Here is a 22819-nt window from a genome sequence, read left to right on the forward strand (position 1 = left end):
AAAGTCGAGATTGGTGGGCCGGGAGCGACGGACCGCCTCAGACCTGTGCGCCCAGGGCCGGGGCCCCCGCACTCTCCCGTTCCCGCGCGAGCATCCGGCTCAGCGGCCCGTCCACCGAGGCGAGCGCGGCGTACGGACCGCGCTGCACGACCCGGCCGGCCTCCAGGACCACCACCTCGTCGACGGCTTCCAGCCCGGCGAGCCGATGGGTGATCAGTACCGTCGCACGCCCCCGGGTGGCCGCCAGCAGGTCCGTGGTCAGGGCGTCGGCGGTCGGGAGGTCGAGGTGCTCGGCCGGCTCGTCCAGCACGAGGACGGGAAAGTCCGCGAGCAGCGCCCGGGCCAGCGCGAGCCGTTGGCGCTGACCGCCCGAGAGGCGGGCGCCGTGCTCGCCGACCAGCGTGTCCAGGCCGTCCGGCAGCCCCTCGGCCCAGTCGAGCAGCCGGGCCCTGGCGAGGGCGTCACGCAGATCGGCGTCGCTCGCGCCGGTCCGGGCCAGCCGCAGGTTCTCCCGGATGGAGCTGTCGAAGATGTGGGCGTCCTGGGCGCACAGCCCGACGAACCGGCGGACCGTGTCGCTCTCCAGCGCGGCCGCCTCGACCCCGCCGATGCGGTACGTCCCCGCCCGCGCGTCCAGGAAGCGGAGCAGGACCTGGGCGAGGGTGGTCTTCCCGGAACCGGACGGGCCCACCACCGCGATCCGGCGCCCCGCCTCCAGTGCGAGGTCCACGGAGTCCAGCGCGTCGTGCGCGGCTCCCGCGTATCGGGCCGAGAGCCCCCTCACCTCCAGCGGGAAGGCAGTCGCGGGCGCCTCGGCCGGGGCGGCGGGCTCCTGGACCGGCACCGGGGCGTCCAGCACCTCGTACACGCGCTCGGCGCTCCGCTTGACCCGCCCGCGGTACTGGACGGCGAGCGGCAGGCCGGTCACCGCTTCGAAGGCGGCCAGCGGGGTGAGGACGACGACGGCGAGTTCCACGCCGGCCAGCCGGCCGTCGGCCACGGCGGGCAGGGCGACGAGTGCGGCGGCGACCACGGTGAGACCGCCGATCAGGGCGGTGAGGCCGCCGCCGAGCGCGGTCGCGGTGGCCGCGTGGGCGGCGATCTTGGTCAGCACGCCGTCGGCCTCGCGGGTCCGTGCCGAGCGCCCCGGCAGGGCGCCAGCGACGGTCAGTTCGGCGGTCCCGCCGAGCAGATCGGTGATCCGGGTAGCCAGCTCGGCCCGTGCGGGCGCCAGCCGCTGTTCCGTGTGCCGGGCGCCGGCGCCGCTGACGAGCGGAACGCCCACTCCGGCCAGCAGCAGCCCGGCGGCCAGCACCAGGCCCGCCCCGGGCAGCAGCCAGGCGGTGAACCCGATGGTGGCGGCCCCCACGACGAGCGCGGTTCCGGCGGGCAGCAGCCACCGCAGCCAGTAGTCCTGCAACGCGTCCACATCCGCGACCAGCCGCGAGAGCAGATCCCCCCGCCGGGTCCGGCGCAGCCCGGCCGGCGCGATGCGCTCCAGGCTGCGGTAGACGGCCACCCGCAGCTCGGCGAGCATCCTGAGTACCGCGTCGTGCGAGACGAGGCGCTCGGCATAGCGGAAGACCGCCCGTCCGATGCCGAAGGCGCGGGTCGCCGTGACCGCGACCATCAGATAGAGCACCGGGGGCTGCTCGGACGCCCGGGAGATCAGCCAGCCGGAGACCGCCATCAGCCCGACGGCCGAGCCCAGCGCGAGGCTGCCCAGCAGCAGGGCGAGCGCCAGCCGGCCGCGCTGGGCCCCTGCCGCCTCCCTGACCCGGGCGAGCACATGGCCGGTCCGGGCCGGGGTGTCCCGCAGCACCTCCGGCTCGTGCACCTCCTCGGTGCGGGGGGTGTCGTCGGGTGCGACGGCCGGGCGCGGCACCATGACGGCCGCCGCCTCCCCGGCGGGTCCGTCCGCCGGGGCCAGGGTCACCACCCGGTCGGCGACCGCCAGCAGCGCCGGCCGGTGCACCACGAGCAGCACGGTCCGGCCTGCGGCCAGTCTCCGTACCGCCTCGACGATGCCCGCCTCCGTCTCGCCGTCCAGGCTCGCGGTCGGTTCGTCGAGCAGCAGCAGAGGCCGGTCGGCGAGGAAGGCGCGGGCGAGCGCGAGGCGCTGGCGCTGCCCGGCGGAGAGCCCGGCGCCGTCCTCACCGAGGTGAGTGCGCTCGCGGTCCGGCAGTTGTGCCACGAAGTCGTACGCCCCCGCGTCCCGCAGCGCCGCCGTCACGGCGCTGTCGTCCGCGGCGGGCCGGGCCAGCCGGACGTTCTCCGCGATGGTGCCCGCGAAGAGATGGGGGTGCTGCGGCACCCAGGCGATCTGCTCGCGCCAGCGTGCGGGGGAGAGGTCGGCCAGGTCGGTCCCGCCGACGCTCACCCGCCCCTCGTCGGGTGCGGCGAAGCCGAGCACCACGTTCAGCAGGGTGGACTTGCCGACGCCGCTCGGGCCGACGAGGGCCACGGTCTCCCCCTCGTCCACCACGAGCGAGGCCGCCGCGAGCGAGGGCTCGGCGCGCCCCGTGTGCCGGACGGTCACCCCGTCCAGCTCCAGCCGCAGCGACGCGGGCACCTCCCGCGTACCGGCCGTGCGCGGCTCGGTCTCCAGGACGGCGAAGATCTCCTCCGCCGCCGCGATCCCTTCGGCGGCGGCGTGGTACTGCGCCCCCACCTGCCGGATCGGCAGATAGGCCTCGGGCGCGAGGATCAGCACCACCAGTCCGGTGTAGAGGTCGAGTTCGCCGTGCACCAGCCGCATGCCGATGGTGACGGCGACCAGCGCCACCGAGAGCGTCGCCAGGAGTTCCAGAGCGAACGACGACAGGAAGGCGATACGCAGGGTGCGCAGGGTGGCGCGCCGGTACTGCGAGGTGATGGTGCGGATGGACTCGGCCTGGGCCTTGGCCCGGCCGAAGACCTTCAGCGTCGGCAGTCCGGCGACGACGTCCAGGAAGTGCCCCGAGAGCCGTGAGAGCAGCAGCCACTGACGGTCCATCCGTGACTGGGTCGCCCAGCCGATCAGGATCATGAAGAGAGGGATGAGGGGCAGGGTCACGACGATGATCGCCGCGGAGATCCAGTCCTCGGTGACGACCCTGGCGAGGACGGCCACCGGCACCACCACCGCGAGGCCGAGCTGTGGCAGGTAGCGCGCGAAGTAGTCGTCGAGTGCGTCGATCCCCCGGGTGGCCAGGGTGACCAGCGAGCCGGTGCGCTGTCCGCTCAGCCAGTCGGGGCCCAGCGCCGCCGCCCGGTCGAGCAGCCGTCGGCGCAGCTCGGACTTGACGGCCGCGCCGGCCCGGTAGGCGGCCAGCTCGGTGAGCCAGGACACCAGGGCCCGGCCGAGCGCGACCCCGGCGAGCAGCAGGAGCGGGGTGCGCAGCCCCGATGCGGTGAGCCCGTCCTCGAAACCGCCCACCACCACCTCGGCCACGAGCATGGCCTGGGCGATGACCAGCGCCGCCCCGGCCAGTCCGAGTACCACCACGGCGACCAGGAAGAGGCGGGTGGCACGGGCGTGGCGGAGCAGACGCGGATCGATCGGTTTCACGTGAAACACCCCAGGGGGCTCGGCTCGGTCAAGGCACTCACTGCGTTCAGTGCGCGTCGGCGATGTGCTGGGTACCGATGCGCTTGCGGAACACCCAGTACGTCCAGCCCTGGTAGAGCAGCACGACCGGAGTGGCGATCCCGGCACACCAGGTCATGATCTTCAGCGTGTACGGGCTGGACGAGGCGTTGGTGACCGTGAGGCTCCAGTCGTCGTTCAGCGACGACGGCATGACGTTCGGGAAGAGCGTCAGGAACAACATGGCGACCGCGGCCGCGATCGTCACGCCGGAGAAGGCGAAGGACCAGCCCTCGCGCCCCGCCGCGATGGCACCGATCGCGGCGACCAGCGCCACCGCGGCGATGATCATCGCGATCAGGCTCCAGCCGTCGCCGTGGGCCACCTGGGTCCAGATCAGGAAGCCGAGCGCGAGCACCGCACCGGCCGCGCCCAGCTTCAGGGCGAGCCTGCGCGCCCTGACCCGGATGTCCCCGGCCGTTTTCAGACCGGCGAACACCGCACCGTGGAAGGTGAACAGGGAGAGCGTGACCAGCCCGCCGAGGATCGCGTACGGGTTGAGCAGGTCCCAGAAGTTCCCCACGTACTCCATGTCGGCGTCGATCTTCACGCCGCGCACGATGTTCCCGAAGGCCACGCCCCAGAGCAGGGCGGGGATCAGCGAGGTCCAGAAGATCGCGTTCTCCCAGTTGGTCTGCCACTTCTCCTCGGGCCGCTTCGCCCGGTACTCGAAGGCAACCCCCCGCACGATCAGGCAGAGCAGGATGATCAGCAGCGGCAGATAGAAGCCGGAGAACAGCGTGGCGTACCACTCGGGGAACGCGGCGAAGGTCGCTCCGCCGGCGGTGAGCAGCCAGACCTCGTTGCCGTCCCAGACGGGCCCGATCGTATTGATCAGGACCCGCCGTTCCGTGCGGTCACGGGCCAGCAGCTTGGTGAGGACCCCGATGCCGAAGTCGAATCCCTCCAGGAAGAAGTAGCCGGCCCAGAGGACGGCGATGAGCACGAACCAGACGTCGTGAAGTTCCATCTCTCGGCTCCTGTGCTCTCAGTAGGAGAAGGCCATGGGCCGGTCGGCGTCGTCACGGTCGCCGCCGATCCGGGTGGGCGGGTTCAGGTCGTCGTCCGTGAGCTCCGGAGGCCCGGCCTTGATGTACTTCACGAGCAGCTTGACCTCGATCACGGCGAGCGCCGCGTAGAGCAGCGTGAACAGGATCAGCGAGGTGAGCACCTCGCCCTGCGAGACGCCGGGGGAGACCGCGTCGCGGGTCTGCAGCACCCCGTACACGACCCAGGGCTGGCGGCCCATCTCGGTGAAGATCCAGCCCCAGGAGTTGGCGATCAGCGGGAAGAGCAGGGTCCACAGGGCGACGATCCAGTACCACCGGGCGATCCTGGGGCTCAGCGCCTTGTTCTTGAACAGGACCAGGTGCGGCACTTCGTCCTCACCGGTGCGCATCCCCGGTGGCAGCATGAACTTCTTCCGGGTGAGCCACAGTCCGAGGATTCCGAGGGCGAAGGACGCCATGCCGAAGCCGATCATCCACCGGAAGCTCCAGAAGGCCACGGGGATGTTGGGGCGGTAGTCGCCGGGCCCGAAGCGCTCCTGCTCGGCCTTGTTGATGTCGTTGATGCCGGGGACGTACGAGTGGAAGTCGTCGTCGGCGAGGAAGGACAGTATCCCGGGGATCGAGATCTCGACGGAGTTGTGGCCCTTGCTGACATCGCCGTACGCGAAGATCGAGAAGGGTGCGGAGTTCTGTCCGTCCCACAGCGCCTCGGCCGCCGCCATCTTCATCGGCTGCTGCTTGAACATGACCTTGCCGAGCTGGTCCCCGCTGATGGCCGTGAGCAGACCGGCGACCACCACGGTGATCAGCCCCAGCCGCAGCGAGGTCCGCATCACCGGGATGTGCTTCTTGCGGGCCAGGTGGAAGGCAGCGATGCCGACCATGAACGCGCCGCCGACCAGGAAGGCCGCCGTGATGGTGTGGAAGAACTGGGTGAGCGCGGTGTTCTGGGTCAGCACATGCCAGAAGTCGGTGAGCTCGGCGCGCCCGCGGTCCTTGTTGATCCGGTAGCCGACCGGGTGCTGCATCCAGGAGTTGGCCGCCAGGATGAAGTAGGCGGAGAGGATGGTGCCGATCGAGACCATCCAGATGCAGGCGAGGTGGATCTTCTTCGGCAGCTTGTCCCAGCCGAAGATCCACAGCCCGATGAAGGTGGACTCGAAGAAGAAGGCAATCAGCGCCTCGAACGCGAGGGGTGCGCCGAAGATGTCACCGACGAACCGCGAGTAGTCGGACCAGTTCATGCCGAACTGGAACTCCTGCACGATGCCGGTGACGACACCCATGGCGATGTTGATCAGGAAGAGTTTTCCCCAGAACTTGGTGGCCCTGAGGTACTTCTCGTTGTCCGTCCGCACCCAGGCGGTCTGCAGGCCGGCGGTGAGCGCGGCGAGAGAGATCGTCAGGGGAACGAAGAGGAAGTGGTAGACGGTGGTCGTTCCGAACTGCCATCGCGCCAGGGTCTCCGGCGCCAGAGCTAGCTCCACGTCGTCTTCTCCTTACGTCGCCGTCGTTGCACCGGCAGTTTGTCCTTTAAATCCGACGGATCACGGGATGAAGCAGGACACGCTTGTGAACGCGTTCACATTCACAAGCAATTATGGCGCACAGACTTTCGGGATCCACGGCGGGGTACCCCTCCCGGCGCGGGCATGCGAACGGGCCCCGTACCTCGCGGACGAGGTACGGGGCCCGGCAGGCCTTCCCGGGGGCTACAGCTCCCTGCGGTAGGACTCCGTCACCTTCAGGAACAGGTCGTTCGCCTCGTCCTCACCGATCGTGACCCGCACGCCCTCGCCCGCGAACGGCCTGACCACCACACCGGCCTTCTCGCAGACCGCGGCGAAGTCGGCGGTACGGTCCCCCAGCCGCAGCCAGACGAAGTTGGCCTGGGACTCCGGCACCGTCCAGCCCTGGCGCAGCAGCGTCTCCTGCACCCGCTGCCGCTCGCACACCAGGGACCCCACCCGGCCCAGGAGTTCGTCCTCGGCACGGAGCGAGGCCACGGCCGCGTCCTGGGCGAGCTGGCTCACACCGAACGGCACCGCCGTCTTGCGCAGCGCCGCCGCCACCGGCTCGTGGGCCACCGCGAAGCCGACCCGCAGCCCCGCGAGCCCGTAGGCCTTGGAGAAGGTCCGCAGCACCGCCACATTGGGCCGGTCCCGGTAGATCTCGATGCCGTCGGGCACCTCGGTGTCACGGATGAACTCCTTGTACGCCTCGTCGAGCACCACGAGGACGTCCCCCGGCACCCGGTCGAGGAACCGTTCCAGCTCCGCCCGGCGCACCACGGTGCCGGTCGGGTTGTTCGGGTTGCAGACGAAGATCAGCCGGGTGCGGTCGGTGATCGCGTCCGCCATCGCGTCCAGGTCGTGCACCTCGCCGTCGGTCAGCGGCACCTTCACCGAGGTCGCGCCGCTGACCTGCGTGATGATCGGGTACGCCTCGAAGGAGCGCCAGGCATAGATCACCTCGTCGCCCGGGCCCGAGGTGGCCTGCAGCAGCTGCTGCGCCACCCCGACCGAGCCGGTGCCGGTGGCCAGATGCGAGACGGGCACACCGAAACGCTCGGACAGCTCGTTCATCAGGCCGGTGCAGGCCATGTCCGGGTAGCGGTTGAAGTGCGCCGCCGCAGCCAGCGCGGAGTCCATCACCCCCGGCAGCGGGGGATACGGATTCTCGTTGGAGGACAGCTTGAACGCGGCCGGTCCGTCCGCCGCCGCGGCCGGCCTGCCCGGCACATAGGCGGGAACGCCGTCCAGCTCGGCGCGCAGCTTGGGGCTCGTCTCGCTCACCGCAGGTCCTCCTCGACCGTCCGTACACATCAATACTGCTCACCTTATGAGGATTGGCCGCCACTGCGAATGGCCGGACCGATGATTCGTCCGGTGGGCCCCGGAATGAGGGGGAGCGCTCACCGCTCTGGCGCGCGCCGGTGGCACGCGCCGTGGCGCGCGTCCCTCGAAGAGGTGAGTTGAGACCTCTTCGAGACATGGCCCTTACGCCAGGCCCATCCGGCCCGGCGCATGACACATGACGGTTCTGGCCCCTAACCCCCTTGCTTCACAAGGCATTTGAGGCTTAATGATCATGCAGAAACGTGCCTGTCAATGGGTGCATATGCGACCGGCCCAAGTACCTGCCCGAGCCCTACTATCGGCTCGCCATGACAGCAGCAGGGAAGCACCAGGTGAGCCGGACGGAGACCCCCCGGCGCGGCGGCAGGCAGGGACGAGCAGGAATCCGGGATGTGGCCGCCGCCGCCGGGGTCTCCATCACGACCGTCTCCGACGCGCTCAACGGCAAGGGCAGGCTCCCGGACGCCACTCGCCGCCATGTCCGCGAGGTCGCAGAGCGCCTGGGCTACCGCCCTTCCGCCGCGGCCCGAACGCTCCGTACCGGCAAGTCCGGCCTGATCGGCCTGACCGTGACGACGTACGGGGATGAACCTTTCACCTTCACAGAATTCGCGTACTTCGCCGAGATGGCCAGAGCGGCCACCTCCGCCGCGCTCGCCCGCGGCTATGCCCTCGTCATCCTGCCCGCCACCTCACGCCACGACGTCTGGTCGAATGTCGCGCTCGACGGCACCGTCGTCATCGACCCCTCCGACCAGGACCCGGTCGTCACGGAACTCGTACGCCAGGGCCTGCCCGTCGTCTCCGACGGCCGGCCGGCCGGAACCCTTCCGGTCACCGCCTGGGTCGACAACGACCACCGGGCCGCCGTGCTCGACCTCCTCGACCATCTCGCCGCCGCCGGGGCCCGCCGTATCGGGCTGCTGACCGGCACCACCACCGACACGTACACCCGGCTCTCCACCACCGCCTACCTCCACTGGTGCGAGCGCGTGGGCCAGGACCCGGTGTACGAGTCCTACCCCGCCCACGACCCGTGCGCGGGCGCGGTGGCCGCCGACCGGCTGCTGGCCCGCCCGGACCGCCCGGACGCCGTCTACGGGCTCTTCGACCCCAACGGCACGGATCTGCTCGCGGCCGCCCGCCGGTACGGTCTGCGCGTCCCCGAGGACCTCTTACTGGTCTGCTGCAGCGAATCCACCGTCTACGCGACGACCGAGCCACCCATCACCACGCTCTCGCTCAAGCCGCGCAGAATCGGCACGGCAGTCGTCCAACTGCTCATCGACGCCATCGAAGGCGTCGACCAGGACGGCCCGGTGGAACAGGTGATACCGACGGAACTCATCGTCCGGACGTCCTCGCAACGCCGTCCGCCCCGCACCACGGTCAGCGCGCCGCGCTCTCCGGCAGGGGATTGATCAGCCCAATTGGGACCAATCGACCGATGAACCTGGGATGCGTACGGATTCACGACCCCTGGTGCGTCACAGAGCACGATCCGCATTCCTATGATGGGCGCACGACACCGCGGACCACCCCGACCAGCAGGGCCCGTCAGGTGTACGACGGCGCGACGGTGGTGGAGGGGTCGATGACACAGGGGGCCGGTCAGGAACCCGTGGTGCGGACGGCGACGTTGCGCGACTTCCGCGTACCGCCCTATGCGCAGTCCCCTGCGCCGCCCGCTTCACCGCTGCCGGGAAGCACCTTCCCGGCGGGCGAGGTGCTGGAGGGGTACACCCCGACGGCCCGCGATCTTCCCGTCATCACCATCGACGGCCCCGACCGGCCGCAGACCGCGCCCGAGCCGCGGCCCGACCCGGGCTCGGGCCCCGGCCCGCTGTACGTCGTCGGCGATGTCCACGGCTATCTGGACGAGCTCGTAGCCGCCCTCGCCGAACAGGGCCTGATCGACGCCGAGGGCAACTGGTCCGCGGGCAACGCGCGCCTCTGGTTCCTCGGCGACTTCACCGACCGGGGCCCCGACGGCATCGGCGTCATCGACCTCGTGATGCGGCTGTCCGCCGAGGCCGCAGCCGCCGGCGGCTACTGCAAGGCCCTGATGGGCAACCACGAGCTGCTGCTCATCGGCGCCAAGCGGTTCGGCGACACCCCGGTGAACTCCGGCGCAGGCACCGCCACCTTCCAGGCCGCCTGGCTGCTCAACGGCGGCCAGAAGACGGACATGGAGCGCCTCCAGGACGTCCACCTCCAGTGGATGTCCCGCCTCGACGCGGTCGTCGAGGAGGACGGGCATCTGCTGATGCACTCGGACACGACGGCCTACCTCGACTACGGCTCCACCATCGAGGACGTCAACGACACGGTGCACGCCATTCTCACGCGGAACGACGCCGACGAGTGCTGGGACCTGTTCCGCAAGCTCACCAAGCGGTTCGCCTTCCGCGACGAGTCGGGTCCGCAGGCCGTCCAGGAGCTGATGGCGGCCTACGGCGGCCGGCGCGTCGTCCATGGTCACAGCCCCATTCCGTATCTGCTCGGCGAGGTCGGATCCGAGGACGGCGAGGACAGCGCCGGGCCCGTGGTCGACGGTCCCCATGTGTACGCGGACGGGCTCGCGATCGCCATGGACGGCGGAGTGACCATGGCCGGAAAGCTACTGGTCGTCCAACTTCCGCTGCATGTCTGACGTTCGCCGGGGAAGACGCATCCTGACCTGACCACGCCGACCACTGGGCCTATTTCCGGAAACCCCCTGTCACCCCGTGCCGTGGGCGCTCTACCATCGGCGTATCAGTAGCAGGCTCTCCTCCGTTTCCGCCCAACTGCCCGGTCCCAGCGGGCATACAGGCCCTACGGAGCATCGGGGGATGCACATGAACAGCGCTCCGCACCTGCTGACCGAGGACCGGCCCGCATACGAGCGGATCCTCGACGACGCACTGCGTCACGCCCACGAACGACCGGACCTGGCCGCCATCGGCGAACGGCTCAACCCGGTCCAGCTGCGCACCATGGCCATGGCCGCCGTCGCGCTGATCACCGCCGCGGCCGCCGTCGAGTACGAGCACTACGTGAAGGCCCGCGACGAGCTGCGCGCCACCGTCCAGGACCGCGGCGCCCGGGCGACCGGGGCGGACGAACTGCCCGAATCCGGCGCCGGCATAGGAGCCGTGGTCACGGTCCTGGCACCGGTGCTGGCCGGCACCGCGGCGGTCATCTTCCTGCTGGTCGGCTACATCCTGAAGATGCTCGACCCGCCCCCGGCGTTCGCGAGGACGATGATCGGCGCGGGCTGGTTCTTCGCGGCGGCCACCGCAGCGGCCATCCTCGTCGCCGCCGTCGGCCTCCTGCTCGCCGCCCTGCGCAACGGCTCGACCTCGCTGGCGGCCCGGGACTCCGGCGAGGAGCTGCCCGACGACGTGGCCCGGGCCAGGGACGCCTGGGAGGACGCCCTGCTGGAACGGGGCATCCTGCCCTTCCTGCGGGACGCGCTGGCCGACCCCGGCACCGCCCCCGCCGTGCGGCCGCCGTACCGTCCGGCCAACCGCATGCCGAAGATCGGCTACAGCAGGCCGGACTTCGCCGGTCCCGACGAGGGCCCGGCGGCCGCGCCCCGGCCGAGCTTCAGCAGCCCGGACTTCTCCAGCCCCGACTTCGGCGGCCCCGAACACGAACTGGACTGATTGGGGCCGCCGTCCGGGCCCGCGCCGCCGTCATCCGCTCCGCACGATCCGCGCCACCGCTCTCTCGACCGGCGCACGCCCGTGCACACGCACCAGCGCGAGATGGAAGAGCGACGGCGCGACCGGGGCCCAGCGCTCCACGCGGCCGGGACTCAGCAGGTACCTGATCACGTCTGCAGGGCGGAAGGGCACGTAGTCGATGGTCTGCGCCTCCCAGCGGTCCGCGACCCCCCGGCTCATCCGCGCCCGCAGCTCGTCGCGGGTCAGCTCCGTCAGCCGGGCGCAGAAGTGGGCGCCCCACTGCTGTCTACCGACGTCCAGCACGAAGGCGAGCAGTTCGAGCGTGTACTCGCCGGGCTCGACGGACAACTCCTCGCGCATGCCCCGGCGGGCCACGTCGTAGAGGTCGGGGGCGCTCCCGCCGGCGGAGTCCATGGGGCCGGCCAGTCCCTCGTTGACGGAGGAGTTCCAGGCGCCCGGCGCCATCCGGACCCGGTCGCTGCGCCGGGTCACGACCAGCTGGTCGTCGGCGGTCACCACGGCGACGTTGACGCCGAAACTGCACTGCAGGAACGCGGGCGCCCCGAGCGGACCGTCCGGGTCGAGATAGCGCGAGCGGGGCGTGGTCCCGTCGTCCAGGCGCCGGTCGAGCTGCTGGGCCGCGAGAAAGGTGTAGTAGTCCGTCGGGCGCAGCCGCAGACGGACCTCGGGCCGCTCGTCGAGCGCGGTACGCGAGACGTCGAGCGACGCGACGGCGTACCGGGGCCCGTTCCACGGCGGTGTGCGGCCCTCCGCACGGGCCCTGGCAGCGTCCTCCTCGGTCTCGGTGCGCCAGCGGGCCATCTCCTCGGGCAGTTCGACCGCCTCGTCGAGCACCTCGACGCGGACGGCCTCGGCGGGTATGGACGCCTCGCCGTCCCCTTCGACGATCAGCGCGGGGGTGCGCAGGGGGCCGAGCGAGAACGTCGTCCACGCGGACCCGGACTCCTCCTCCTGCGGCCCGCCCCGGAGCGCCGCACCGGGGAAGCGGGTCCGCAGTCCGCTCCAGCCTCTCCGTAAGGGCTGTGCGGCCAGCATCCCGAGAACCGCGCCGACGACTCCACTGATCACTTCGTTCCCGCTCATGTCCGGCAGGGTAGGGCCCCGGCAGCGGCTGCCGGGGCCCTCGGCACTGCCGGGTTCAGTCGGCCAGCGGCAGGTACACCCGCTTCCCGCTCGCCGCGAACTCCTTGGACTTCTCCAGCATCCCCGCCTCGATCTCCTCGTCCGATGCGGAAGGAACCAGGTCAGGGGCGAACTGCTCGGTGATGCTCCTGCTGATCTTCATCGAGCAGAACTTCGGCCCGCACATCGAGCAGAAGTGCGCCGTCTTCGCCGGCTCGGCGGGAAGCGTCTCGTCGTGGAACTCCCGTGCCGTGTCCGGGTCGAGGGCCAGGTTGAACTGGTCCTCCCAGCGGAACTCGAAGCGGGCGTCCGACAGCGCGTCGTCCCATTCCTGCGCTCCCGGATGCCCCTTGGCGAGGTCGGCGGCATGGGCGGCGATCTTGTACGTGATGACCCCGGTCTTCACATCGTCCCGGTTGGGCAGGCCGAGGTGCTCCTTGGGCGTGACGTAGCAGAGCATCGCCGTCCCCCACCAGGCGATCATCGCGGCCCCGATGCCCGAGGTGATGTGGTCGTACGCCGGCGCGACATCCGTGGTCAGCGGACCGAGCGTGTAGAACGGCGCCTCCTCGCAGATCTCCTGCTGGAGATCGATGTTCTCCTTGATCTTGTGCATCGGGACATGGCCCGGGCCCTCGATCATCGTCTGCACCCCGAACCGCTTGGCGACCGTGTTCAGTTCGCCGAGCGTGCGCAGTTCGGCGAACTGGGCCTCGTCGTTGGCGTCCGCGATCGAGCCGGGGCGCAGCCCGTCGCCGAGCGAGTACGTCACGTCGTACGCGGCGAGGATCTCGCAGAGCTCCTCGAAGTGCTCGTACAGGAAAGACTCCTTGTGGTGCGCGAGGCACCACGCCGCCATGATCGAGCCGCCCCGGGAGACGATGCCGGTCTTGCGGCGGGCCGTCAGCGGCACGTACGGCAGGCGCACGCCGGCGTGGACCGTCATGTAGTCGACGCCCTGCTCGGCCTGCTCGATGACGGTGTCCTGGTAGATCTCCCAGGTCAGCTCCTCCGCCCTGCCGTCGACCTTCTCCAGGGCCTGGTAGAGGGGGACGGTGCCGATCGGCACGGGGGAGTTGCGAAGGACCCACTCACGGGTGGTGTGGATGTTGCGGCCGGTGGACAGGTCCATGACGGTGTCGGCGCCCCACCGGGTCGCCCACGTCATCTTGTCCACCTCCTCCTCGATCGAGGACGTGACCGCGGAGTTGCCGATGTTGGCGTTCACCTTCACCAGGAACCGCTTGCCGATGATCATCGGCTCGATCTCGGGGTGGTTGACGTTGGCCGGGAGCACGGCCCGGCCGGCGGCGATCTCCTCGCGCACCACCTCGGGCGCGACGTTCTCCCGCAGGGCGACGTACTCCATCTCCCGGGTGATATCACCCCGTCGGGCGTACGCGAGCTGAGTGACGGGCCGGCCGTCCCGGCTGCGCCTGGGCCGGCGCGGGCGGCCGGGGAAGACGGCGTCCAGATTGCGCAGTCCGCCGCGCGGCGAGGTGTGCTTCAGCCCGTCGTCCTCGGGCCGGGCGGGGCGGCCCGCGTACTCCTCGGTGTCACCGCGGGCGATGATCCAGTTCTCCCGCAGGGGCGCGAGACCGCGGCGGACGTCGGTGTCGACCCCGGGATCGGTGTACGGCCCCGAGGTGTCGTACAGCGTCACGTCCTTGCCGTTGGTGAGGTGCACCTGACGGACCGGCACCCGGAGGTCGGGGCGCGACCCCTGGACGTATCCCTTGTGCCATCCGATGGACTTCCCGGCCTCGTCGTTCTGATCGGAGGCAGGCGTGCGTGTGTCCGATGTGGTCATGAGACCTACTCCCTACGCCGGCATTACCCGGTAACAGGTTCGGCGGTCGGCGCAGCCTGTCCCGTACGGACGTACGGAGATCAGCGCCCTCTCAGCCCGGTGCTCCGAGCTCCCGCGTGTGCAAAGGTGCCACCACGCTAGCGTCCCGGTCGGCCGGCTGAACAGAGGGCCCTTGTCTTCTTGCGATGATCGGCCGGTGACGTCACCTCATCTCTCCCCCGAACCGCAGGGCCATCAGCACAGCCACGCGCACAGCCATGGCCCGGCCGCGCCCGTCTCCTCCCGGCTGCGCAAGGTGATCGCCGCGGTCCTGATCCCGTTCGCCGCCGCCGTCGTGGTCGGGCTCGTGGTGCTCTGGCCCGGTGGTGCGCCGGCGCACGAGCGCACAGGTGTCGGCTTCGACCGGCAGACCCAGCAGGGCAGGGTGGTGAACATCGACAAGGTCGACTGCAAGGACGTGAACGCCTCCCAGGTGCCGGTCAGCGGCGAGAGCACACCGCCCACGGGTGAACCGTCCGACGGCGCCGCCCTCTGCGAGAAGGCCACCGTCGAGGTCACGACCGGCGAGGACAAGGGGCGCAGGTTCGTCGAGGTCGTGCAGCCGGACGCGCCCCGTCAACTACGGGAAGGGCAGGGGGTGGTCGTCGCGTACGCCCCCGACGCGCCCCATGACCTGCAGTACTCCGTGACGGACGTGAACCGGAAGTTCCCCCTGGTGCTGCTGGCCGGGATCTTCGCGCTGGCGGTGGTGCTCGTGGGCAGGATGCGCGGGGTCATGGCGCTGGTGGCGCTCGCCCTGTCGTTCGCCGTGCTGACCCTGTTCATCCTCCCGGCCATCCTGCAGGGCTCGAATCCGCTGCTCGTGGCGGTCGTCGGGGCCGGCGCCATCATGCTGATCGCGCTCTACATCTGCCACGGGCTGACGGCCCGCACCTCGGTCGCCGTCATCGGCACCCTGATCTCCCTGCTGCTGATCGGGCTGCTCGGCTCGCTCTTCATCGGCTGGGCGAGCCTGAGCGGGAACACCGACGACAACACCGGCCTCATCCACGGCCTGTATCCGCACCTCGACATGAGCGGCCTGCTGCTGGCCGGCGTCATCATCGGTTCCCTGGGGGTGCTCGACGACGTGACGGTCACCCAGACGTCGGCGGTCTGGGAACTTCATCAGGCGGACCCGACGATGAATGCGAAGAAGCTCTACCGGGCAGGGATCAGAATCGGACGCGATCACATCGCCTCCGTGGTCAACACCCTGGTGCTCGCCTATGCGGGCGCCGCGCTCCCGCTCCTGCTGCTGTTCTCGATCGCCCAGAGCAGTGTGGGAACGGTGGCCAACAGCGAACTGGTGGCGGAGGAGATCGTGCGCACCCTGGTCGGTTCCATCGGGCTGGTCGCCTCGGTTCCGGTGACCACGGCACTCGCGGCGCTGGTCGTCTCCGCGGACCGCACGGGGCTCGGCGCGGAAGCCGGAGCTTCGGCACCCGTGCGGAGCGGCAGGGGACGCCGCCGGCGGACGACGTAGTGACCGGCACCGGCCCGACCAGGACACGGAGAGTGATTCACCCGTTCGGCAGGTGTTGTGTTCGACCGGCCGGGAGGCCCGTGGACACGGGCTTCCTCAGCCGGCGTTCTGCTCCTCGGCCAGAATTCGCCCCAACGCCTCTTCCAAGTTGCCCTCGAAGTCACCCAGCGTGCACTCCTGGCCGAGCGGGACGAGCTTGTCCGTCCGGTCGAGGAAGGCCACGAGCGGCGCCGTACCGGCCCGGAAGAGAGCACGGTCGGCTCCCACCTGCAGCCGGATGTGGACATCGGACAGCCCCTCGGGCTCGGTCGGCCCGATGTGCACATCGCCGTCACCACTGGGGCTGTTGAGGCCGTCGAGCAGCAGCTCACGGCCGAAAGCCCAGGTGACGGGGGCGTCGCCGGGCAGATGGAAGGTCATCCGGATCGCATACGGATCGCTCACCTCGTAACGGAGCTCCACCGGGATACGGAAGGAGAGCTCCTCGGAGACGAGGAAGCTCATCATGACCTCAGCTTGAACCGACTCGCGCATCGTTCAACCCCGCAGTAGATGAATCTGGCCAGGAATGATCCCCCATGGCCCTATTGACGCCATCGTGGTGCACGCGATAGCAGATCACAAGGAGTGATTTTTCAGATACTGATAGAGAACACGAACGAACGCAAGAGGCTGGCCACTTCGCCACGTAGTCGTTCGACTGCGGGGAGCAACCGTTCTTCTTGGTCGAGGGGTACCGAAATGGCCATCGCCGCAGCCGGGAATCCGGCCGTGATCGGGATGGCGGCGCAGACCGTACCGAGGGCGTACTCCTGGCGCTCGATGACGGGTTCCGTACGTTCCAGTGAGCGCAGCCGCTCCAGCAGCGCCGGGCGGTCGCGCACGGAGTAGCGGGTCAGCGGGCGCACCGGATGCCGGTCGAGATGGTCCTCTCGGGCCTTCTCGTCGAGCCGGCTCAGCAGGCACTGGCCGATCGCGTGCGCGTGCCCGGTCTCGCGGAAGGCGGCCCACTCGGCCACTGCGGGGGCCGCGGGGGTGTCGGCGACGGCCACGAGCTCGATCTCGCCGTCGCGGTAGACCGCGCAGTAGACCGGGGCGCCGACGATGTCCCGCCAGCGGCCCAGCGACTGGGCCATGGTGCGGGGCCGGTTCCGCACACCGCCGTCCCCCGCGAGCCGTTCGGCGGCGTCGCCGAACAGGAAGACGCCGTTCTCACGGCGCAGATATCCCTCGTGGGTCAGGGTGCGCAGCAGGTGGTAGGCGGTGGGAAGGGGAAGGCCCGCTTCCCTCGCGAGCTGTTTGGCCGGGGCCCCGTCGCGATGGGTGCCCACGGCCTCCAGCAGTCTCAGCGCCCGTTGCACCGATCCGATCAGCGTCGGAACAGCCGGACTCGATGCCGTGGTCAACGGTCACCCCCAGGCGTGGTGACGGGCGGTCAGCCCGCCTGTGGGGGCCGCCCCCACGGTCTGCCGCAGGCCTGGGGCCGGAAGGCCGGAACCCGTACAAACCACTGGTCAGGGTGGCGACTGGCGGTGCATTCCCAGGGGGCGGCAGCGGACTGCAACCCTATCGGGAGCGCCCGGAGGGAGCACCGAATCGTCTTCCGCTTAGCTCTGCTGGGCTAATCGTCCGGCCGCCCGTGCCCTTACCAGTCGCTCCCCGAGGAGGAGGACAGGAACTTCCGTACGACGAAGACGAGCCCGCCGACCAGGATCACGAAGATCAGGATCTTGAAGAGCAGGCCGACCACGAAGGCGACCACGCTGGCGATCAGACCACCGAACACGACGATCGCGATGACGGGCACCGCGATCCACTTCACCCACCAGGGCATTCCCGCGAATATCTCCCGCACGGCCATCGTCCCAACCTCGTCTCTGTGAGTTCCTGCTTCGATGCTAGAGGGGAGGGGGCGGCCTGCGGGGCCCCCGGAGCCCTTGGACTCCCCTGATCGATCCCCTAGGGATCCCTGAGAGGCGGCTCAGCCCTCGGGCGGGGAGAAGACGACCATCACCCGCAGATCCTCGGTGATGTGGTGGAACTTGTGGGCCGTGCCGGCGGGGACATACACGACACTTCCTCTGCCCACCTGTGTGGTTTCCATGCCGACCGTGATCGACGCACGGCCGCTGACCACGAAGTAGACCTCGTCCTGCTGGTGCGGCTGCTGCGGGTCGAGTTCACCCGCGTCCAGGGCGTACAGGCCGACAGACATGTTCCGTTCGCGGACGAACTGCAGGTACGCGCCGTCGTTGGCGGCCCGTTCCGCCTCCAGTTCGTCCAGTCTGAATGCCTTCATGGCCCGTCCGCCCCTTGCCTCTGCCCAGCCGGTGTCCGCCACCGATCATGTCTGCCACGATCAGACACATGAAGAATTTCGTAGTCAAGACGATCGCCAACGCGGGTGCGCTGGCCGTGGCCATCTGGCTGCTCCAGGACATCACGCTCACCGGCGGCAGCACCGGCCGCAAGGTACTGACCCTGATCCTGGTCGCGCTGATCTTCGGTCTGGTCAATTTCCTGGTCAAGCCGGTCGTGAAGCTGCTCACGCTGCCGCTCTTCATCCTCACGCTGGGCCTGATCACCCTGGTGGTCAACGCCCTGATGCTGCTGCTGACCTCATGGCTGGCCGATGTGCTGAATCTGAGCTTCCATGTCCACGGCTTCTGGACCGCCGTCCTCGGCGGCCTGATCATCTCGATCGTGTCCTGGGCGCTGAATGTGGTCCTGCCCGACGAGGACTGATCCGGAGCCACCTGAAACAGTGCAGGCAGGACCGGTGACCGGCCGGGGAGAGAAGTGAGGACGCAGGATGAGCACCATGGGCGACGGAACCCGGGCGGTACGCGCGGGTCTGCCGGAACCGCAGCAGTACGAGCCCACCCTCCCCGGTCCGGTCTTCGCCGCGCACTTCCATCTGTCCGGTGAGCCGACCGGCCCGTACACCTACGGCCGCGACACCAATCCCACCTGGACCCATCTGGAACGGGCCATCGGTGAGCTCGAAGCGCCGGGGGAGAGCGTCGAGACGACGGTCTTCGCCTCCGGCATGGCCGCGATCTCGGCCGTCCTGTTCTCCCAGGTGCGCACCGGCGATGTCGTGGTCCTCCCCGACGACGGCTACCAGGCGCTTCCTCTGGTACGCGCACAGCTGGAGGCGTACGGAGTCGAGGTGCGGACCGCCCCGACCGGCGGCGATGCCCAGCTGGCGCACTTGGAGGGAGCGAAGCTCCTGTGGATCGAGACCCCGTCCAACCCGGGTCTCGACGTCTGCGACGTACGGCGGCTCGTCGAGGCGGCCCACGTCCGCGGCGCGCTGGTCGCCGTCGACAACACGCTCGCCACCCCGCTCGGCCAGCGCCCGCTGGAGCTGGGCGCCGACTTCTCGGTGGCCAGTGACACCAAGGGGATGACGGGTCACGGTGACATCCTGCTCGGCCATGTCGCCTGTCTCGATCCCGAGCTGGCGGCGGGGGTACGGCGCTGGCGCAAGGTCGTCGGGGCGATCCCCGGGCCGATGGAGGCCTGGCTCGCGCACCGCTCACTGGCCACCCTCGAACTGCGGATCGAGCGGCAGTGTGCCAACGCCCTCGTACTCGCCGAGGCGCTCGCCAAGCATCAGGCGGTGAGCGGGCTGCGCTACCCCGGGCTGCCCACCGACCCCTCGTACCCGAATGCCGTGCGGCAGATGCGGCGCTTCGGCTCCGTGGTCTCGTTCGTCCTCGCCGACCGGGAGACCGCCGAGCGCTTCCTCTGCGCGCTGGACCTGGCCGAGGACGCCACCAGCTTCGGCGGGGTACGGTCCACCGCCGAGCGGCGGGCCCGCTGGGGCGGCGACGCCGTGCCGGAAGGCTTCATCCGCTTCTCGGTCGGCGCCGAGAACGCGGACGACCTGGTGGCCGACGTCGAGCAGGCGCTGGCCAAGGCGGCCGACGGAAACTGAAGCGGCCTTCCGCACCGGTGCATCCGGTGCGGTACGGACGGTCCGAGCCTCCCCCCTCGTGGCTCGGACCGTCCCGGTCCTCCGCGTTCTCCGCGCGAAGAACCGCCTCGACAAGGCTAGTTGACTCTGCGTCAGTGTCCAATCACAGGAGCGACAGCGACCTATCGACATATTTATACTTGTCCGGGTCCGATGCTTCGCGAGGACTGGGAGGGGACGGGACATGGACCTGGCCCTGCTGCGCACCTTCGTGACCGTGCACCGGGCCGGCTCCTTCACCCGCGCCGCGGCTCTGCTCGGCCTCTCCCAGCCCGCCGTGACCTCGCAGATCCGCACCCTGGAACGGCAGCTCGGCCGCCCCCTCTTCCTGCGCAGAGCCCGCGGGGTCACCCCGACCACCATCGGCGACGAACTCGCGCACCGGGCCGCTCCCCATCTGGACGCGCTCGTGGAGATCACCGAGACAGAACTCGACGAGGAGTCGGGCGTACGGACGCTGCATCTCGCGGGCCCACCGGAATTCGTCTCGCTCCGGGCCCTGCCGGCGCTCACCCCGCTCATCGCCCAGGGCCTCGCGCTGCGCAGCTCGTTCTCCGCCGATACCGACGAGACGCTGGAGGGCCTGGCCGCCGGTCATCATGATCTGGCCATCGTGACGGCCCGGCCGCGCGGCGAGCTGCTGACCGCGACGCCGCTCTGCGACGAGGAGCACGTCCTGATCGCCGCCCCACGCTGGGCCGGGCGCCTCGGGCCGGGGACGCTGCGGCGCAACGGGCCCGTGGTCCTGGACCAGCTGCCCGTGGTGGAGGTCCACGAAAGCCTGCCGCTCGTCTCCCGGTACTGGGCAGCCGTCTTCGACAGCCGGCCCGCGGCGGCCGCTGCCGTCGTCGTGCCGGATCTCCGGGCCGTCCTGGAGTGCGCCGCAGCGGGTGCCGGGCTCGCGGTGCTGCCGCGCTATCTGTGCGAGGACGCACTCGACCGGGGCGAGGTGGTGGCCCTGCTGGATCCGCCGGTACCGCCCTTGCGCACCTACTTCCTGGCTGCGCGGACCGGCACGCTCGCGCTGCCGCATCTCGCCCGCGCGAACGAATGGCTGCTGCGTGCCGCGGCCGACTGGTGACCGCAGAACGGTCCAGCGGCCGTCCGGTGTTTCAGAACCGGTTCAGCGGGCCACTCTCTTGCCATGACCGAACGTCCTGTGGTCAAGCGCACCGCACGCGCCGTCCTGCTCGACGGCGACGACCTCATCCTCATCAAGCGCTCCAAGCCGGGGGTGGATCCGTACTGGGTCACGCCGGGCGGCGGAGTCGAGCCCGAGGACGCCACCGTCGTCGACGCCCTGCACCGCGAGGTGGACGAGGAGCTCGGCGCCAAGATCACCGATGTGGTGCCCTGCTTCGTCGACACCGTGGAGCACATCGAGGGCGGCGGGGTGAAGGGGGTCAAGGTCCAGCACTTCTTCGTCTGCCGTCTCGACTCGATGGACCTGTCCCTGCGCCACGGCCCCGAGATCGAGGAACCCTGCGGGGAGTACGACGTCGTCCGGGTGCCGTTCAGCCGGGTCGGGATCGCCGCGGTGCACCTCGTGCCGCTGTCGCTCCGGCACTACCTGGACGGCAACATCGAGGGCGTAAGGGCCATGCACGCACCCGACCTCGGCTGAGGCCCGGAGCCGGGCCGTCCCCGGCCGGGGACCGACGCCAGGGCCGGTCCGTGGGCCGCTCCTCTGTTTCACGTGAAACCGGTCGGACCGCAGGTCTCGGCCAGATCCGTTAAAGCGGTGGACGAGCGATCACCGCGTCGGAGAGCCTGACCCCTATGCCCAGCTCGCAGCCCCGCCCGCTCGTCGATCTACCCGTGCGGCGCCTCACCCGGGACGATCTGGTCCCGTGCGCCGATCTCAGCGAGGACCGCGGCTGGCCGCGCGACGAGCACCGATGGGGGCTCCTGCTCACCGCGAGCAGGGCTTATGGGATCGACGATCCCGAGGGCAAGGGCCTGATGGCGACCTGTGTGGTGACCTCGTACGGCTCACGCATGGCGGCCATCGGCATGCTGCTGGTCGCCGAACGGCACAGCGGGCGCGGGATCGCCCGGCATCTGATGGACCGGGTGATCGAGTCGACCGGGGGCGTCCCGCTCGGCCTCTACGCGACGGCGGCGGGACGGCCGCTGTACGAAAAGCTCGGATTCACCGCAGTGGGGGCGACGGAGCGGGTGGGCGGGCCCTTCCGGGCCACCGCCGGGCCCGGTGGCCCCGGCGCTGCCGACCGTCCGGGCCTCACTGTGCGTCCCGCCTCGGCCGGGGATCTGCAGGCCATGCTCCGGCTGGACGCGGAGGCCCTCGGTCTCGACCGGACCGCGCTGCTGGCCCGCCTCCCGGCCTTCGCCGATCATCTGCGGGTCGCCGAGGAGGGCGGGGAACTCGTCGGGTACGCAGCGCTCTGGCCCAGCGCCGAGAGCCATGTCGTCGGGCCGCTGGTCGCCGGGGACACCGCCACGGCGAAGCTGCTCGTGACCTCGCTGGCCGGGGCGACGGACCGGCCGCTGCGGGTGGACGTGGACGCCCGCCACACCGAACTCCTCGACTGGTTCAAGGCGTGCGGGCTGCGGTCCGGCTCGGCGACGACGGTGATGCGGCTCGGCGGCGGCGAGCAGGGGGACTGGACCCGGCACTTCGCACCGCTGAGCGTGGCCACGGGCTGAACCCATGCCGGAGGCCCCCTGCGAATACCGCAGGGGGCCTCCGGCTGTGCCGTCGGCTACGCGAGGCCGGCCACGGCCGTCGTCGCGAATCCGTGGTCCTGCTCGGGCGCACCGCCGCCGACGCCGATGGCGCCGATCAGCCGGCCGTCCCGCTGGACCGGGACACCGCCGGCGATGAAGAGCAGCGGCCGGTCCAGGGCGGTCGGCAGGGTGTGGAACAGCCCGCCCGGCTGTACGGCGTCGACGAGGTCGGCCGTGGGGGCGTTGAGCTGGAGGGCGGTGTAGGCCTTGCGGGTGCTGGTCTCGCCGGCGATGAGGACGGCCCGGTCGTCGCGGCGGAAGGCCAGCAGGTGGCCGCCCGCGTCCAGGACGGTGACGGCGGTGGCGACGCCTGCGGCCTCGGCTGCCCTACGGGCCGCCTCGACGAGGGCTTCGGCGTCCTGCGTGGTCAGCGGGGCGACAGCGGCGGTGGGGGTGGTGCTCATGGGGAAGTGCTCCTTGATGCGGTGCGTGCGGTGGGGTGGA

At 70.4% G+C, this 22819-nt stretch carries 20 protein-coding genes and 1 riboswitch; of the genes, 9 read left to right on the forward strand and 11 right to left on the reverse strand.

Annotation, left to right across the window (positions count from 1 at the left end; translation table 11 throughout):
• Positions 1 to 37: 37 nt before the first annotated feature.
• The 4 genes from cydD to hisC form a co-directional block, all read right to left on the reverse strand.
• Positions 38 to 3550, reverse strand: a complete 3513-nt coding sequence (gene cydD, locus RLT58_RS17690) for a thiol reductant ABC exporter subunit CydD (RefSeq protein ID WP_311311349.1) — start codon at positions 3548 to 3550, stop codon at positions 38 to 40.
• A gap of 46 nt (positions 3551 to 3596) precedes the next feature.
• Complete coding sequence (gene cydB, locus RLT58_RS17695; RefSeq protein WP_311311350.1) at positions 3597 to 4598, reverse strand: cytochrome d ubiquinol oxidase subunit II; 1002 nt, start codon at positions 4596 to 4598, stop codon at positions 3597 to 3599.
• Between the two features lie 18 nt (positions 4599 to 4616).
• The gene (locus RLT58_RS17700) at positions 4617 to 6125 is read right to left on the reverse strand and encodes a cytochrome ubiquinol oxidase subunit I (protein ID WP_311311351.1); all 1509 of its coding nucleotides are present in this window, start codon (positions 6123 to 6125) and stop codon (positions 4617 to 4619) included.
• 225 nt (positions 6126 to 6350) lie between these two features.
• On the reverse strand, positions 6351 to 7433 hold the full coding sequence (gene hisC, locus RLT58_RS17705) for a histidinol-phosphate transaminase (protein ID WP_311311352.1): 1083 nt from the start codon (positions 7431 to 7433) through the stop codon (positions 6351 to 6353).
• A gap of 371 nt (positions 7434 to 7804) precedes the next feature.
• Here hisC and RLT58_RS17710 point away from each other — a divergent pair, with 371 nt between their 5' ends.
• The 3 genes from RLT58_RS17710 (at position 7805) to RLT58_RS17720 (ending at position 11146) form a co-directional block, all read left to right on the forward strand.
• A complete protein-coding gene (locus RLT58_RS17710) occupies positions 7805 to 8917 on the forward strand; it encodes a LacI family DNA-binding transcriptional regulator (RefSeq protein ID WP_219567042.1) in 1113 nt (370 codons plus the stop codon).
• A 173-nt stretch (positions 8918 to 9090) separates the two neighbouring features.
• A complete protein-coding gene (locus tag RLT58_RS17715) occupies positions 9091 to 10149 on the forward strand; it encodes a metallophosphoesterase (RefSeq protein WP_311311353.1) in 1059 nt (352 codons plus the stop codon).
• 181 nt (positions 10150 to 10330) lie between these two features.
• Complete coding sequence (locus RLT58_RS17720) at positions 10331 to 11146, forward strand: hypothetical protein (protein ID WP_311311354.1); 816 nt, start codon at positions 10331 to 10333, stop codon at positions 11144 to 11146.
• A gap of 30 nt (positions 11147 to 11176) precedes the next feature.
• Here the strand turns inward: RLT58_RS17720 and RLT58_RS17725 are convergent, their stop codons facing one another.
• The gene (locus RLT58_RS17725) at positions 11177 to 12271 is read right to left on the reverse strand and encodes a hypothetical protein (RefSeq protein WP_311311355.1); all 1095 of its coding nucleotides are present in this window, start codon (positions 12269 to 12271) and stop codon (positions 11177 to 11179) included.
• A 55-nt stretch (positions 12272 to 12326) separates the two neighbouring features.
• Positions 12327 to 14120 carry a phosphomethylpyrimidine synthase ThiC gene (thiC, locus tag RLT58_RS17730; protein ID WP_311311356.1) on the reverse strand — a complete coding sequence of 598 codons (1794 nt, stop codon included), beginning with the start codon at positions 14118 to 14120 and terminating at the stop codon, positions 12327 to 12329.
• Positions 14113 to 14246, reverse strand: a riboswitch (TPP riboswitch). Its footprint overlaps the gene before it by 8 nt.
• A gap of 70 nt (positions 14247 to 14316) precedes the next feature.
• Between thiC and RLT58_RS17735 the strand changes: the two genes are divergently transcribed.
• Positions 14317 to 15645 carry a YibE/F family protein gene (locus RLT58_RS17735; protein WP_311311357.1) on the forward strand — a complete coding sequence of 443 codons (1329 nt, stop codon included), beginning with the start codon at positions 14317 to 14319 and terminating at the stop codon, positions 15643 to 15645.
• A gap of 96 nt (positions 15646 to 15741) precedes the next feature.
• On the opposite strand, the gene RLT58_RS17740 is transcribed toward RLT58_RS17735, so the two are convergent.
• The 4 genes from RLT58_RS17740 to RLT58_RS17755 form a co-directional block, all read right to left on the reverse strand.
• On the reverse strand, positions 15742 to 16179 hold the full coding sequence (locus tag RLT58_RS17740) for an SsgA family sporulation/cell division regulator (protein WP_311311358.1): 438 nt from the start codon (positions 16177 to 16179) through the stop codon (positions 15742 to 15744).
• A 101-nt stretch (positions 16180 to 16280) separates the two neighbouring features.
• The gene (locus RLT58_RS17745) at positions 16281 to 17051 is read right to left on the reverse strand and encodes an IclR family transcriptional regulator (protein WP_311311359.1); all 771 of its coding nucleotides are present in this window, start codon (positions 17049 to 17051) and stop codon (positions 16281 to 16283) included.
• A 239-nt stretch (positions 17052 to 17290) separates the two neighbouring features.
• Entirely contained in the window at positions 17291 to 17500 is a 210-nt protein-coding gene (locus tag RLT58_RS17750) for a DUF5326 family protein (protein WP_311314546.1), read from the reverse strand.
• A 126-nt stretch (positions 17501 to 17626) separates the two neighbouring features.
• Complete coding sequence (locus tag RLT58_RS17755; RefSeq protein WP_311311360.1) at positions 17627 to 17944, reverse strand: cupin domain-containing protein; 318 nt, start codon at positions 17942 to 17944, stop codon at positions 17627 to 17629.
• A 68-nt stretch (positions 17945 to 18012) separates the two neighbouring features.
• Between RLT58_RS17755 and RLT58_RS17760 the strand changes: the two genes are divergently transcribed.
• The 5 genes from RLT58_RS17760 (at position 18013) to RLT58_RS17780 (ending at position 22294) form a co-directional block, all read left to right on the forward strand.
• The gene (locus RLT58_RS17760) at positions 18013 to 18390 is read left to right on the forward strand and encodes a phage holin family protein (RefSeq protein ID WP_311311361.1); all 378 of its coding nucleotides are present in this window, start codon (positions 18013 to 18015) and stop codon (positions 18388 to 18390) included.
• Between the two features lie 67 nt (positions 18391 to 18457).
• A complete protein-coding gene (locus tag RLT58_RS17765) occupies positions 18458 to 19588 on the forward strand; it encodes a cystathionine gamma-lyase (RefSeq protein ID WP_311311362.1) in 1131 nt (376 codons plus the stop codon).
• A 223-nt stretch (positions 19589 to 19811) separates the two neighbouring features.
• Complete coding sequence (locus tag RLT58_RS17770; protein WP_311311363.1) at positions 19812 to 20708, forward strand: LysR family transcriptional regulator; 897 nt, start codon at positions 19812 to 19814, stop codon at positions 20706 to 20708.
• Positions 20709 to 20771: 63 nt separating this feature from the next.
• Positions 20772 to 21251 carry an NUDIX domain-containing protein gene (locus tag RLT58_RS17775; RefSeq protein WP_311311364.1) on the forward strand — a complete coding sequence of 160 codons (480 nt, stop codon included), beginning with the start codon at positions 20772 to 20774 and terminating at the stop codon, positions 21249 to 21251.
• A gap of 155 nt (positions 21252 to 21406) precedes the next feature.
• The gene (locus RLT58_RS17780; protein WP_311311365.1) at positions 21407 to 22294 is read left to right on the forward strand and encodes a GNAT family N-acetyltransferase; all 888 of its coding nucleotides are present in this window, start codon (positions 21407 to 21409) and stop codon (positions 22292 to 22294) included.
• Between the two features lie 56 nt (positions 22295 to 22350).
• Here the strand turns inward: RLT58_RS17780 and RLT58_RS17785 are convergent, their stop codons facing one another.
• Positions 22351 to 22779 (reverse strand): GlcG/HbpS family heme-binding protein, encoded by a 429-nt coding sequence (locus RLT58_RS17785; protein ID WP_311311366.1) that lies wholly within the window; start codon positions 22777 to 22779, stop codon positions 22351 to 22353.
• Positions 22780 to 22819: the final 40 nt, after the last annotated feature.

Origin of the sequence: Streptomyces sp. ITFR-16 (genome assembly GCF_031844705.1) — a bacterium.
Lineage (GTDB): Bacteria > Actinomycetota > Actinomycetes > Streptomycetales > Streptomycetaceae > Streptomyces.

Excerpts from the sequence above, each read along its gene's own strand:
- RLT58_RS17785 (WP_311311366.1), bottom strand. The coding sequence starts at position 22,779 with ATGAGCACCACCCCCACCGCCGCTGTCGCCCCGCTGACCACGCAGGAC.
- cydB (WP_311311350.1), bottom strand. The coding sequence starts at position 4,598 with ATGGAACTTCACGACGTCTGGTTCGTGCTCATCGCCGTCCTCTGGGCC.
- RLT58_RS17765 (WP_311311362.1), top strand. The coding sequence starts at position 18,458 with ATGAGCACCATGGGCGACGGAACCCGGGCGGTACGCGCGGGTCTGCCG.
- RLT58_RS17715 (WP_311311353.1), top strand. The coding sequence starts at position 9,091 with ATGACACAGGGGGCCGGTCAGGAACCCGTGGTGCGGACGGCGACGTTG.
- RLT58_RS17710 (WP_219567042.1), top strand. The coding sequence starts at position 7,805 with ATGACAGCAGCAGGGAAGCACCAGGTGAGCCGGACGGAGACCCCCCGG.
- RLT58_RS17770 (WP_311311363.1), top strand. The coding sequence starts at position 19,812 with ATGGACCTGGCCCTGCTGCGCACCTTCGTGACCGTGCACCGGGCCGGC.
- RLT58_RS17780 (WP_311311365.1), top strand. The coding sequence starts at position 21,407 with ATGCCCAGCTCGCAGCCCCGCCCGCTCGTCGATCTACCCGTGCGGCGC.
- RLT58_RS17740 (WP_311311358.1), bottom strand. The coding sequence starts at position 16,179 with ATGCGCGAGTCGGTTCAAGCTGAGGTCATGATGAGCTTCCTCGTCTCC.
- RLT58_RS17755 (WP_311311360.1), bottom strand. The coding sequence starts at position 17,944 with ATGAAGGCATTCAGACTGGACGAACTGGAGGCGGAACGGGCCGCCAAC.
- thiC (WP_311311356.1), bottom strand. The coding sequence starts at position 14,120 with ATGACCACATCGGACACACGCACGCCTGCCTCCGATCAGAACGACGAG.
- RLT58_RS17760 (WP_311311361.1), top strand. The coding sequence starts at position 18,013 with ATGAAGAATTTCGTAGTCAAGACGATCGCCAACGCGGGTGCGCTGGCC.
- RLT58_RS17775 (WP_311311364.1), top strand. The coding sequence starts at position 20,772 with ATGACCGAACGTCCTGTGGTCAAGCGCACCGCACGCGCCGTCCTGCTC.
- RLT58_RS17725 (WP_311311355.1), bottom strand. The coding sequence starts at position 12,271 with ATGAGCGGGAACGAAGTGATCAGTGGAGTCGTCGGCGCGGTTCTCGGG.
- RLT58_RS17720 (WP_311311354.1), top strand. The coding sequence starts at position 10,331 with ATGCACATGAACAGCGCTCCGCACCTGCTGACCGAGGACCGGCCCGCA.